Raw genomic sequence first — 13,364 nt, forward strand, 5'->3', positions numbered from 1 at the left:
AGGTCGATCGATGAGCGAGAAGGTCTACCTTCGACTCGGTACCCGTGCTGCCCCGTACCCGGAAAGTGTCCGCGCACGACTGGAGAAAGACGCAGCCGCTATCGTCGCGCGCTACTCCCCGCCCGAGGCACCCGACCCGCAGATGGCGCGCTCGGCTCTGTTGCCGCTGCTGCATCTGGTTCAGTCCGAGGACGGGTACGTCTCCCCGACCGGAATCGAGTTCTGTGCGCAGATACTGGGTCTTACCGGGGCCGAGGTCACTGCAGTGTCCACGTTCTACTCGATGTACCGACGTGAACCGACCCGGGACTACCTCGTCGGGGTGTGCACCAACACGTTGTGCGCGATCATGGGTGGCGACGCCATTCTCGAATCGCTGCGCGAACATCTCGGGCCGTCCGACGACACGGTGACGCTGACGCACGTCGAATGCAATGCGGCGTGCGACTACGCACCCGTCGTGATGGTCAATTGGGAGTTCTTCGACAATCAGACGCCGGAATCCGCTCGGAACCTGGTCGATGCGTTGCGCTCGGACGAGGAGGTCGTTCCCACCCGCGGTGCCTCGTTGTGCACCTTCAGAGAGACCGAACGTATCCTGGCCGGCTTCCCCGACGACCGTCTCGGCGCCGTCGAAACCGGTGGAACGGCTGGGGAACCGACTCTCGCAGGATTACGTATCGCACGTCGAGCGGGAATGACAGCGCCCGCGGCGTCGGAACCCGACGACAGCGGCGCGGCACCCATCGGCTCGGAAGCGGCCAATGCGGCGGCATTCGCAAAGGACAAGCCAGCGCCCGCTCCCGGGGAATCGGTTCCACCCGAGAAGGGACACTGACGTGGAAAGGGACACTGACGTGCCATTGACTCCGGTGCTGAGCAGCTATTGGGACGATCCCGAATCGTGGACCCTCGAAACATACGAGCGCCACGGGGGTTACGAAGGACTTCGGCGCGCATTCGACATGCCCGAGGACGACGTCATCGCGCTGGTGAAGGACGCAGGGCTCCGCGGTCGCGGCGGGGCAGGTTTTCCGACCGGTATGAAGTGGAGCTTCATCCCGCAGGGTGGTGACAAGAAGGGCGGGGACAAGCCGCACTACCTTGTGGTCAATGCCGACGAGTCCGAGCCGGGAACCTGCAAGGACATGCCGCTCCTGCTCGCCACCCCACAGGTTCTTCTCGAAGGAATCATCATCGCCGCGTACGCCATTCGAGCGCATCGCGCGTACATCTACCTCCGCGGGGAAGTTGTCCCGGTACTGCGCCGCGTACATGCGGCAGTCGCCGAAGCATATGCCGCGGGCTACCTCGGCACGGACATCATGGGTAGCGGATTCGATCTCGAAGTCGTCGTGCATGCGGGTGCGGGCGCGTACATCTGCGGGGAGGAAACGGCGCAACTCGACTCGCTCGAAGGCCGCCGCGGACAACCACGGCTGCGCCCTCCGTTTCCTGCTGTCGCCGGGCTCTACGCCTGTCCGACGGTGGTCAACAATGTCGAATCGATTGCGAGTGTTCCGGCAATCCTGCGCAACGGTGTCGATTGGTTCCGCTCGATGGGTAGCGAGAAGTCGCCCGGTTTCACGCTGTACTCGTTGTCCGGTCACGTCACCACACCCGGTCAGTACGAGGCGCCGCTCGGCATCACGCTGCGCGAACTGCTGGAGTACGCGGGCGGCGTCAGGGCAGGTCACTCCCTCAAGTTCTGGACCCCCGGTGGCTCGTCGACCCCGATCTTCACCGAGGAACACCTCGATGTGCCGCTCGACTACGAGGGCGTCGCCGCGGCAGGTTCAATGCTCGGGACCAAGGCACTTCAAATATTCGACGACACCACGTGCGTCGTCCGAGCCGTGCGCAGATGGACGGAGTTCTACGCTCACGAGTCCTGCGGCAAGTGCACGCCGTGTCGCGAAGGCACCTACTGGCTCGTCCAGATCTACGAACGGCTCGAAACAGGCCGCGGCACCGAAGCGGATCTCGACACCCTCCTCGACATCGCCGACAGCATTCTCGGAAAATCGTTCTGCGCTCTCGGCGATGGTGCCGTCAGCCCGATCACGTCGTCGCTGAAGTACTTTCGCGACGAATACCGGGGGCACATCGGCGCGCCGTGCCCGTTCGATCCACACCGCGCCACGCTGATGGCGGGAGAGCTGACCTCATGAGCGTCGAAGCCCAGACCGTGACCGTCAGCATCGACGGCAACGAGCTCCAGGTCCCGCCCGGGACGCTCGTGATCAGAGCCGCCGAGCTGAGCGGTATCGAGATTCCCCGGTTCTGCGATCATCCCCTTCTCGATCCGGTCGGCGCGTGCAGGCAATGCCTCGTCGAAGTGGAGGGCCAGCGCAAGCCATTGGCGTCATGTACCACGACGGTGACCGACGGCATGGTCATTCGCACCCAGGTCAGTTCGCCGGTCGCCGCAAAAGCACAGGACGGCGTCATGGAGCTCCTTCTGATCAATCATCCGCTGGACTGCCCGGTGTGCGACAAGGGCGGTGAATGCCCATTGCAGAACCAGGCGATGTCATCGGGTCGATCGGACACACGCTTCACCGACATCAAGCGCACGTACCCCAAGCCTGTCCCGCTGTCCTCGGAGGTTCTCCTCGACCGGGAGCGCTGTGTGCTGTGCGCCCGGTGCACACGCTTCTCGCAGCAGATCGCCGGAGACCCGTTCATCGAGTTGATCGAACGTGGCGCATTGCAACAAGTGGGGATCTACGAGAACGAGCCCTTCGAGTCGTACTTCTCCGGAAACACCGTCCAGATATGCCCGGTCGGCGCACTGACCGGCGCGGCGTATCGGTTCCGCGCACGTCCGTACGACCTCGTGTCGACGCCGAGCGCGTGCGAGCACTGTGCGAGTGGGTGTGCTCAACGCACCGATCATCGTCGCGGAAAAGTGTTGCGTAGGTTGGCCGGAGACGATCCGGCGGTCAACGAGGAATGGAACTGCGACAAGGGTCGCTGGGCGTTCGCATACGTCACCGAACGCGACCGACTCGACACCCCCCTCGTTCGGGCAGCGGACGGATCGCTTCAGCCGGCGTCCTGGTCCGAGGCAATCGCTGTCGCTGCCGACGGCCTGAAAGCTGCAGGAGCTGACATCGGCGTCATGGTCGGTGGGCGGTCGACACTGGAAGACGCATACGCATACTCCAAGTTCGCGCGAGTAGCACTCAACAGCAACAACATCGACTTCCGAGCCCGGGCACACAGCGCAGAGGAGGCAGAGTTCCTTGCCTCGTGCGTGGCCGGCCGCGACATGGACGTCACCTACAACAGCCTGGAACAGGCTCCGACGGTGGTACTGGTCGGCTTCGAGCCCGAAGAGGAATCTCCGATCGTCTTCCTTCGACTTCGCAAGGCCGTCCGTACGAGAGGCCAGAAGGTCCTGGCCATCGCACCGTGGGCGTCTCCCGGCGTCACCAAACTCGGTGCCACACTGCTTCGGTGTGATCCGACCGGCGAAGCCGCGGTCCTCGACGAGCTGACCGACCTCGAACCGGGCACGGTGATCCTCGTCGGCGAACGCCTTGCCGAGACGCCAGGCGGATTCTCGGCGGTCGCGAGATCGGCCGCAAAGCTCGGTGCGCGCATTGCATGGATTCCCCGTCGAGCAGGCGACCGCGGCGCGCTCGACGTAGGCGCCCTGCCGAACCTGCTGCCAGGTGGGCGTCCGGTCTCGGACGTCGGCGCGCGGGCCGAACTCGAGAACCACTGGAGCATCGGCCCCCTACCTGCCACCGATGGTCTCGGCACGTCGGAGATTCTCGAGGCCGCACGGTCGGGATCGGCCCTGCTCATCGGCGGCGTCGAACTCGCCGATCTTCCCGATCCCGCTGGAGCGGCCGCTGCCATCGACAGCTCCTCGTTCGTCGTCAGCCTCGAGATACGACACAGCGGCATCACCGATCGCGCGGACGTCGTTTTTCCCGTCGCGCCGGTGACGGAGAAGGCGGGAACCTTCGTCGACTGGGAGGGTCGTCCACGATCCTTCGACTCGGCGGTACGCGGTACGCGTTCGTTGACCGACGGTCGCGTGTTGCATGCACTCGCCGCCGACATGGGTCGCCCCATCGGACTTCCCGACGTGAAGTCGGCGCAGGATGAGATCTCCTCGCTCCTGACCTGGAGCGGCGCCGCAACTACGGTACCGACATGGTCGTCCGTGCCGGTCCCGACGCCTGCAGCAGGTGAAGCACTGCTTGCGACCTGGCGGATGCTGCTCGATTCAGGGCGTATGCAGGACGGCGAACCGCACCTCGCGGGTACGGCTCGCACTCCGGTTGTTCGGCTCTCCGACGCGACCGCCCTCGAGATCGGAGTCTCGAACGGCGACTGGGTAACGGTGACGTCGGACAGGGGCTCGATCACGTTGCCGCTGACGGTCACCGATCTTCCCGACCGAGTCGTATGGCTACCACAACGATCACCCGGTTCCGAAGTGAACGCCGCACTCGGCGTCGGAAATGGTGCGATAGTCCGTATCGCAGGAGTGGCGTCGTGATTCCCGGCTTCGGTACCGATCCGTGGTGGCTCGTCGTCGGCAAAGCGGTCGCGATCTTCGTCTTCCTCATCTTGACACCACTCGTCGCGATTCTTGCCGAGCGCAAAGTCATGGCCCGAATGCAGATGCGCGTCGGCCCCAATCGAGTCGGTCCGGCCGGGATGCTGCAGAGCCTCGCCGACGGTGTGAAACTGGCGCTGAAAGAAGGCATCGTCCCCAAGGGGGTCGACAAGCCGATCTATCTTCTGGCACCGGTGATCGCAGCAGTTCCCGCGTTCATGGCATTCGCGGTGATTCCCTTCGGTCCAGAGGTGTCGATCTTCGGTCAGCGAACTCCATTGCAGTTGACCGACTTTCCCGTCGGAGTGCTCTATATCCTGGCGGTCACCTCGGTCGGGGTGTACGGAATCGTGCTTGCCGGGTGGGCTTCGGGCTCGACCTACCCGCTACTGGGTGGCCTCCGCTCCACCGCGCAGGTGATCTCGTACGAGATCGCGATGGGACTCTCGTTCACAGCGGTGTTCCTGCACGCGGGAACCATGTCGACATCGGGAATCGTTGCTGCGCAGTCGAGCACCTGGTACGTCTTCCTTCTGTTCCCGTCATTTCTGATCTATCTGACCTCGATGGTCGGTGAAACCAACCGCGCACCTTTCGACCTCCCCGAGGCGGAGGGCGAATTGGTCGGAGGCTTCCACACCGAGTATTCATCGCTGAATTTCGCGATGTTCATGCTCGCGGAATACGTCAACATGGTGACGGTGTCGGCTCTGGCCACGACGCTGTTCCTCGGCGGTTGGCACGCACCGTTCCCGATCAGCCTGTGGGAGGGCGCCAATGCCGGGTGGTGGCCGGTTCTGTGGTTCACGCTCAAGGTGTGGGTGTTCTTGTTCGTGTTCATCTGGTTGCGGGCGACACTCCCCCGTCTGCGTTACGACCAGTTCATGAATCTGGGATGGAAGGTGCTCATCCCGGTATCCCTGGTGTGGATCGTTCTCGTCGCCGCGGTGCGCGCTTTCCGCATCGAGGGATACGGTTCGCTCGCCATAACGCTGGTGGTGGTCAGCGCGCTCGTCGCACTGCTGGTGGCAGTCCTCGCCTGGCGTCGACTTCATCGTGAGCGCGACCCGGACGGGCCGGTAGGTCCACCGACCGAGCGTCCACCGTTCGATCCGATGGCGGGCGGGTTCCCAGTTCCGCCTCTTCCAGGACAGACCGTGCCGAAACCCGAGAAGGAGCGCAGCGATGCCTGAATTTCTAGGCCCGGTAGCAGGTTTCGGGGTCACGTTCGCAACGATGTTCAAGAAGCCGGTTACCGAGTACTACCCGGAGCAGAAGACACCGACGGCCGCGCGGTATCACGGGCGACACCAGCTCAATCGATACGCCGATGGTCTGGAGAAGTGCATCGGCTGTGAACTGTGCGCCTGGGCGTGTCCCGCCGATGCCATCTACGTCGAGGGCGCCGACAACACCGAGGAGGAACGATTCTCCCCAGGTGAGCGCTACGGCCAGGTCTATCAAATCAACTACCTTCGGTGCATCGGCTGCGGATTGTGCATCGAGGCGTGCCCGACACGCGCACTGACGATGACCAACGAGTACGAACTCGCCGACGACAACCGCGCCGACCTCATCTACGAGAAGGACCGGCTACTCGCTCCGCTGGAACCCGGCATGGAACCCGCACCACACGACATGGCCGAGAATGCAACGGCGGCGGACTACTACCGAGGGACGGTTCAGTGACCACCTCGACGGCCGAGGCAGTCCAGTTTTGGCTGCTCGGTGGGCTCGCAGTGATCGGTGCCGTCGCGATGGTCTGCGCGACGAAGGCCGTCTACTCGGCGCTGTTCCTCGCGGTCACGATGATCATCCTCGCGGTCTTCTACATTGCGCAGGGCGCCGTTTTCCTCGGCGTAGTGCAGGTCGTCGTCTATACGGGTGCAGTCATGATGCTGTTCCTGTTCGTTCTGATGCTCGTCGGTGTCGATTCCGCGGATTCGCTGACCGAGACGCTGAAAGGCCAGCGGTCTGCGGCTGTCGCCGCCGGGGTCGGATTCGGTCTCGTCGTCATCGGAGCAATCGGCAACGCATCGGTCCAATCCGGCCGACCGGAGTTCGTCGGTCTCGACGAGGCGAACGCAGGCGGAAACGTCGAAGGCCTCGCCGAACTCATCTTCATCAAGTACTTGTGGGCCTTCGAGCTCACCGGCGCACTGCTCATCATCGCGACAGTCGGAGCAATGGTTCTGGCCCATCGCGAACGGTTCGAGGAACGACAGGGCCAGCGTGAGTTGTCGATACAACGCTTCAAGGACGGCACCCACGTCACACCGATGCCGAGCCCCGGCGTGTACGCGCGCCACAACGCCGTCGACTGGCCTGCGCGCTTGCCCGACGGGTCGCCGTCGGAACTGTCGGTGAATCCGATGCACCGAGGACACCGGGACGGTGAGATGTGAATCCGGAGAACTATCTCTACCTGTCGGTACTGCTGTTCTCGATCGGCGCGGCCGGGGTTCTTCTCCGCCGCAACGCCATCGTGGTGTTCATGTGCATCGAGCTGATGCTCAACGCGGCGAACCTCGCTTTCGTGACGTTCGCCCGCATGCACGGAAACCTCGAAGGACAGGTGTTCGCGTTCTTCACGATGGTTGTCGCGGCCGCCGAAGTCGTTGTGGGCCTAGCCATCATCATGACCATCTTCCGTACGCGCCGCTCGGCTTCGGTCGACGACGCCAACCTGCTGAAGAACTGACATGAACGCCATCTGGATTCTCCCCGGGCTGCCGCTCGTCGGGGCCGTAGTACTCCTCCTCGCAGGCCGGCGATCCGATCGCTTCGGCCACGTTCTCGGCACGGTGATGTCGGGAGCAGCCTTCGTGTTCGCGGTGATGCTGTTCCTCGACATGCTCTCTCGTGACGCCGACGACCGCGCAGTGTCGGACACCCTGTACAGCTGGGTTCCGGTCGCCGAGCTGCAGGTGGACTTCGGTTTTCGACTCGACCAGCTGTCGATGTGTTTCGTATTGCTGATCACCGGCGTCGGCACGTTGATCCATGTGTACGCGATCGGATACATGTCCACAGATCCCGATCGGCGCAAGTTCTTCGCGTACCTCAATCTGTTCCTCGCAGCAATGCTCCTGCTGGTCACCGCAGACAACTTCCTCGGCTTGTACGTCGGCTGGGAGGGTGTCGGCCTGGCCTCGTACCTGCTCATCGGGTTTTGGCAGCACAAGCCGTCCGCCGCCACTGCCGCGAAAAAGGCGTTTGTCGTCAACCGCGTCGGTGACATCGGACTGATGATCGCGCTGATGATCATGTTCGCGAACTTCGGGAGTGTCTCCTTCACCGACGTCTTCGCCGGGGTGGACGGCGCCTCCACCGGCACGCTCACCGCGCTCGGATTTGTTCTCCTCCTCGCGGCATGCGGTAAGTCGGCGCAGGTTCCCCTGCAGAGCTGGCTCGGCGACGCCATGGAAGGACCGACGCCTGTCTCGGCGCTCATCCACGCCGCCACCATGGTCACCGCCGGTGTCTACCTGATCGTGCGATCGGGTCCGATCTTCGAGGCAGCTCCAGCGGCGCAGACAGCCGTCGTGATCGTCGGCGCCGTCACCCTGCTGTTCGGCGCGATCATCGGCTGCGCCAAGGACGACATCAAGAAGGCCCTCGCTGCGTCGACGATGAGCCAGATCGGTTACATGGTCCTCGCAGCCGGGTTAGGTCCCGCCGGATACACGTTCGCGATAATGCTGCTGCTCGCGCACGGCTTCTTCAAGGCCGGCCTCTTCCTCGGGGCAGGCTCGGTAATGCACGGTATGAACGACGAAGTAGACATGCGCAAGTACGGTGGCCTGCGAACCGCGATGCCGATCACCTTCGTGACTTTCGGGCTCGGGTATCTGGCGATCATCGGCGTACCACCGTTCTCGGGCTTCTTCGCCAAGGACAAGATCATCGAGGTCGCATTCGGTGCGGGTGGCGTGCAGGGCGCCGCGCTCGGTGTCATCACATTGGCCGGTGCCGGACTCACCGCGTTCTACATGACGCGCGTGATGCTGATGACCTTCTTCGGTGCGCCGCGGTGGGAATCCGATGTGCATCCACACGAATCGCCGTCGATCATGACCGGTCCGATGATGGTTCTCGCCGTGGGTTCGGTCGCTGCGGGAGCATTGTTCACTGTCGGCGGCTCGTTGACGCAGTGGTTGGAGCCCGTTGTCGGTGAGGCCGAAGAGGCACATGCAATTCCGGCGTGGGTGGTGACGGTACTGGCGCTCTCCGTCGTCGCCATCGGAGTTGCGTTCGCGTACAACCGATACGCGCGCACTCCGGTGCCTGCTGTCGCGCCGGAATCGGTGTCGGCGCTCACGTCTGCGGCACGAGCGGATCTCTACGGTGACGCCGTCAACGAAGCTCTACTGATGCGGCCGGGGATGCAGCTGACCCGTGCAACTGAACGATTCGACGAAGTCGCCGTTTCAGGTGTCACTCGCGGTGTGACAACAGGTCTCGCTGGGTTGTCCATACGAATCCGGAGGCTACAGACGGGCTACGTCCGTTCGTACGCACTCACGATGCTCGCGGGTACGGCAATCGTCCTCGCCATGATGGTGGCGGTGATGGTGTGGTGACCAACTTTCCGTGGTTGACGACGCTGTGGTTGTTGCCGGTGATCGGCGCCGTGCTGACGCTCGTGACCCCGCGGTCACGCCCCCAGCTCGCGAAGACATGCGCACTCACGGCATCGTTGGTGACACTGGCCGTGGCTGTCGTTCTCGTCGTACAGTTCGATCCTGGCGGGGAGAACTATCAGTTCATCGAATCGCATTGGTGGATCGAGTCTTTCGGAGCTCGATACGAACTCGGCGTCGACGGCATTGCGTTGGTTCTGGTCCTGCTGACCGCGGTGCTCCTTCCGCTGCTGCTGGTGGCCGGATGGAACGATCCACGATTGGGCGAGTCGGCGCACGTGTACGTCGCATCGATACTGATCGTCGAATCGATGGTATTGATGTCTTTCTGCGCTCTCGACGTATTGCTGTTCTACGTGTTCTTCGAAGCGATGCTCATTCCGATGTATTTCCTGATCGGTGGGTTCGGCGGCCCGGGGCGAGCAGCAGCTGCGGTGAAGTTCCTGCTCTACAACCTCGTCGGTGGACTGGTCATGCTCGCTGCCGTGATCGGGTTGTACGTCGTCGCCGGAACCTTCTCGTTCCGGGACATCGCAGTCATGGCAGCGAACGAGGGACTCGACGTCAGTCCAGGTGTGCTCAATGCCCTGTTCCTCGGCTTCATGTTCGCATTCGCCGTCAAAGCTCCACTGTGGCCGTTCCATTCGTGGCTTCCCGATGCCGCTGTCGAGTCGACACCAGCGACCGCGGTCCTGATGATGGCGGTGGTCGACAAGGTCGGAACGTTCGCCATGCTCCGATACTGTCTGCAACTGTTCCCCGACTCCTCACGTCAGTTCGCGCCGGTGATCGTCACGCTCGCCGTGATCGGCATCGTCTACGGTGCCGTTCTCGCGATCGCGCAGACAGACGTCATGAGACTCATCGCATATACGTCGATCTCGCACTTCGGATTCATCATCCTCGGCATCTTCGCCATGACGAGTCAAGGTCAGGCAGGCTCGGCTCTCTACATGGTGAACCACGGGATCTCGACCGCTGCACTCTTCCTGGTTGCCGGCTTCCTGGTGTCTCGTCGAGGCACCCGCGTCATCGCGCACTACGGCGGCGTCCAAAAGGTTGCGCCCGTCCTCGCCGGTACGTTCCTCGTCGCCGGCCTGGCCACACTTTCACTACCTGGCCTGGCACCATTCGTCAGCGAATTCCTGGTGCTGATCGGGACATTCGCCAAGTACCACGTCGCTGCGGTGGTGGCGTCGTCCGCGCTCGTACTGTCCGCGATCTATGTTCTGTGGCTCTATCAGCGGGTGATGACGGGCCCACGGCGCGCCGAGAACGACGGCATGAAAGACCTTGTTCCCCGTGAGCTTGCGGTCATGGCGCCGTTGATCGCCCTGTTGATCATCCTCGGCGTCTACCCCAAGCCCTTGCTGGACATCGTTTCGCCCGCCGTGGAGACCACGATCACCGCAGTCGAGACCGGAGGCCAACGATGAACGACGGCATCCTCACCGCCCCGAGCATCGAGTACGGACTGTTGTCACCGATGCTGATCGTGTTCGCTGTCGGGTTGATCGGAGTTCTGATCGAAGCGTTCGCGCCGTCCTCGATTCGCTACCGAGCCCAGATGACACTCGCCCTCTGTGGAACCGTCGGTGCGCTGGTGGCGGTCGTGGCAGTTGCGGTGGCCGAGTCCGGATCTCCGGGAACACGCGCAGTCATGGGCGCAGTGGCTGTCGACAAGCCGACGTTGTTTCTTCAGGGAACTCTGCTGCTCGTCGCGGTGCCGTCGCTGCTGATGGTCGGTGAGCGCTCGTTGGAACGAACGCATGCCGATTCCTTCGCGCCGCAGGCATCGGCCGTGCCCGGCAGCCTCGCAGAGCGTCAAGCGTCGCAGGCGGGGGCAGCACTGACGGAAGTGTTTCCCCTGACGATGTTCGCGCTCGGCGGGCTTCTCCTCTTCCCCGCATCGAACGACCTTCTGACGATGTTCGTCGCACTGGAAGTGTTCTCTCTCCCGCTGTACCTGCTGTGCGGACTGGCACGGAGGCGCAGACTGTTGTCGCAGGAAGCCGCGATGAAGTACTTCCTCCTCGGCGCATTCTCCTCGGCGTTCTTCCTCTTCGGCACCGCGATGCTCTACGGGTATGCGGGCACGCTCGAATTCGGCGCCATCGGCGACGCCATCGCGATCGGTGCAGGCAACGACGCACTGGCTGTCCTGGGCACGGCGCTCGTCGGTGTCGGCCTGCTGTTCAAAGTGGGGGCCATACCGTTCCACTCCTGGATTCCCGACGTCTATCAGGGCGCGCCGACGCCGATCACGGCGTTCATGGCCGCCGCAACGAAGATCGCCGCCTTCGGAGCAATGGTGCGTCTGTTCTACGTGGCTCTGCCCGGGTTACGAGACGACTGGCGCCCGGCATTGTGGGCAGTGGCCATCGCCACGATGCTGGTCGGTGCCATCCTCGCCGTCACCCAGACCGACATCAAACGCATGCTCGCCTACTCCTCGATTACGCACGCGGGGTTCATACTGACCGGACTCATCGCGTTGGACACGCAGGGCCTTGCTGCAATCCTGTTCTACCTGTTCGTATACGGGTGCACCACGGTGTCCGCGTTCGCGATCGTGACCGTGGTGCGCGACGACGACGGCGAAGTTACCGAGCTTGCGCGCTGGGCCGGGATCGGACGCCGATCACCTGTGATCGGCGCCGCATTCGCTGTGATTCTGCTGTCCTTCGCCGGAATACCGTTGACGGGCGGATTCATCGGCAAGCTCGCCGTATTCCAGGCGGCGGCGGAGAACGGCGCTACCGCGCTCGTCATCGTCGGCGTGCTGAGCAGTGCAATCGCCGCTGTCTTCTACGTGCGCGTGGTCGTGCTGATGTTCTTCTCGGACGCCGATGACAGTCCGACGGTGGTCACCCCAGGGCCGGCAACGTCGCTCGCCATCGGACTCGGTGTCCTCACTACCGTCGCATTCGGTGTATTTCCGCAGCCATTGCTGAGCATGGCGGAGAGCGCTGCCGTGTTCGTCCGTTGACGACGCCCGTGTCGTAGCCGATCCAACAGCAAACTTCCGATTGCAAAGGTCCATCGATGATTGCGTTGCGCGAGTGGTGGTCGCAGCCGACGGACTACGCGTGGAACGTCACCTATGCCCAGTCACATCCAGTACTCCGCCGAACAAGGCTCGCAATCGGAGTGTGCTGTTGGGCCTACGGCCTCATCTGCGTACTTGCGCTCTCCACTCCCGTCCTGTCACCGGGCTGGCTGCCGCCCACAGTCGTCGGAGTCTTCGCCGTCAGCACCGCCGTTGTCGGGTTCAGGTGGGTTCGTGGCCCTTGGCCCACGTACCGGGGCTCGCTCATGTTCATCGCGTACGCCGAAGTCGGCGTCACGAGCGTGCTGATCGCTCTCGAGGATCCTCAGGTCGCGATGATGTGCGCGGCACTTCTCGGCGTCGTGGGCAACTACCTCGCGGGTTTCCACAACACGATCGTATTCGTGGCTCATCAAGTGTGGGCATTGGCAACTTGCGGCGTCCTGTACGCCCAATTGCTTCTGTACACCGATGTTCCAGCGCGCCAGAGCACGGCGTACCTCATCGTTCTCGTGATGGTCCTCGTCTCCTCGCCGGTCCTGACGCAGGCATACCTGACGTTCCTGAGGCGGGATGCCGCCGTTGCGCATTTCGATCCGTTGACCGGACTCCGTAACCGTCGCGGGCTCGAATCCGCGGTCGACGCTCTGTTCGACGATGTATCGGCCGTCGCGGTACTCGTCGCCGACCTCGACAACTTCAAGTCGGTCAACGACAACCACGGACACAGTTTCGGCGACGACGTACTTCGGCGAACCGCAGAAACGTTGAATCTGGTCTTCCCTGCACCCGCAATCACTGCACGAACCGGCGGCGAAGAATTCGTCGTCGTGACCACCGATTCTCTCGACGCCGCTTCGAGCGCTGCCGAGCAACTCAGGCAAGAAATACCCGGGTGCAATGCCGCCGGGCGCACGACGACGAGCATCGGTATTCACTATCGAAGGGTGGGCACTCCGCCGGTCAGCGCTCTACTCGACGAGCTGCTCGACAGCGCAGATGCAGCGATGTACGAGGCCAAGCGCCGCGGCGGGAACTCCGTAGTGATCGACAGCACTGACGACGAGGTACGTTTCACCTCGTGATGGCCCAT

The 13,364-nt window shown here is 63.1% G+C and carries 11 protein-coding genes; all 11 read left to right on the forward strand.

Annotated features, from left to right (window positions below; genetic code table 11):
- The first annotated feature begins 10 nt into the window (after positions 1 to 10).
- From nuoE to ACODSO_RS07045, 11 genes are read left to right on the forward strand one after another with little or no spacing between them, the layout of a single operon-like run.
- Positions 11 to 838 carry an NADH-quinone oxidoreductase subunit NuoE gene (gene nuoE, locus ACODSO_RS06995; protein ID WP_489036045.1) on the forward strand — a complete coding sequence of 276 codons (828 nt, stop codon included), beginning with the start codon at positions 11 to 13 and terminating at the stop codon, positions 836 to 838.
- Positions 839 to 857: 19 nt separating this feature from the next.
- Entirely contained in the window at positions 858 to 2,171 is a 1,314-nt protein-coding gene (gene nuoF / locus ACODSO_RS07000; RefSeq protein ID WP_489036168.1) for an NADH-quinone oxidoreductase subunit NuoF, read from the forward strand.
- Positions 2,168 to 4,519, forward strand: a complete 2,352-nt coding sequence (locus ACODSO_RS07005; RefSeq protein ID WP_489036047.1) for an NADH-quinone oxidoreductase subunit G — start codon at positions 2,168 to 2,170, stop codon at positions 4,517 to 4,519. The genes nuoF and ACODSO_RS07005 overlap by 4 nt, the downstream gene beginning before the upstream one ends.
- A complete protein-coding gene (gene nuoH / locus ACODSO_RS07010) occupies positions 4,516 to 5,772 on the forward strand; it encodes an NADH-quinone oxidoreductase subunit NuoH (protein WP_489036049.1) in 1,257 nt (418 codons plus the stop codon). Before ACODSO_RS07005 ends, nuoH begins: the two co-directional genes overlap by 4 nt.
- On the forward strand, positions 5,765 to 6,268 hold the full coding sequence (nuoI, locus tag ACODSO_RS07015) for an NADH-quinone oxidoreductase subunit NuoI (RefSeq protein WP_489036050.1): 504 nt from the start codon (positions 5,765 to 5,767) through the stop codon (positions 6,266 to 6,268). Before nuoH ends, nuoI begins: the two co-directional genes overlap by 8 nt.
- Positions 6,265 to 6,984 carry an NADH-quinone oxidoreductase subunit J gene (locus ACODSO_RS07020; protein ID WP_068375646.1) on the forward strand — a complete coding sequence of 240 codons (720 nt, stop codon included), beginning with the start codon at positions 6,265 to 6,267 and terminating at the stop codon, positions 6,982 to 6,984. Before nuoI ends, ACODSO_RS07020 begins: the two co-directional genes overlap by 4 nt.
- Positions 6,981 to 7,280 (forward strand): NADH-quinone oxidoreductase subunit NuoK, encoded by a 300-nt coding sequence (nuoK, locus tag ACODSO_RS07025; RefSeq protein WP_068375643.1) that lies wholly within the window; start codon positions 6,981 to 6,983, stop codon positions 7,278 to 7,280. The genes ACODSO_RS07020 and nuoK overlap by 4 nt, the downstream gene beginning before the upstream one ends.
- Position 7,281: 1 nt before the next feature.
- Complete coding sequence (gene nuoL / locus ACODSO_RS07030; protein WP_489036051.1) at positions 7,282 to 9,162, forward strand: NADH-quinone oxidoreductase subunit L; 1,881 nt, start codon at positions 7,282 to 7,284, stop codon at positions 9,160 to 9,162.
- The gene (locus ACODSO_RS07035; RefSeq protein ID WP_489036052.1) at positions 9,156 to 10,658 is read left to right on the forward strand and encodes an NADH-quinone oxidoreductase subunit M; all 1,503 of its coding nucleotides are present in this window, start codon (positions 9,156 to 9,158) and stop codon (positions 10,656 to 10,658) included. The genes nuoL and ACODSO_RS07035 overlap by 7 nt, the downstream gene beginning before the upstream one ends.
- On the forward strand, positions 10,655 to 12,211 hold the full coding sequence (gene nuoN / locus ACODSO_RS07040; protein ID WP_489036053.1) for an NADH-quinone oxidoreductase subunit NuoN: 1,557 nt from the start codon (positions 10,655 to 10,657) through the stop codon (positions 12,209 to 12,211). Before ACODSO_RS07035 ends, nuoN begins: the two co-directional genes overlap by 4 nt.
- Before the next feature lie 56 nt (positions 12,212 to 12,267).
- Positions 12,268 to 13,356, forward strand: coding sequence for a GGDEF domain-containing protein (locus ACODSO_RS07045; RefSeq protein ID WP_489036055.1), 1,089 nt, complete (start codon positions 12,268 to 12,270; stop codon positions 13,354 to 13,356).
- Positions 13,357 to 13,364: the final 8 nt, after the last annotated feature.

Source organism: Rhodococcus sp. FG69 (genome assembly GCF_057808915.1).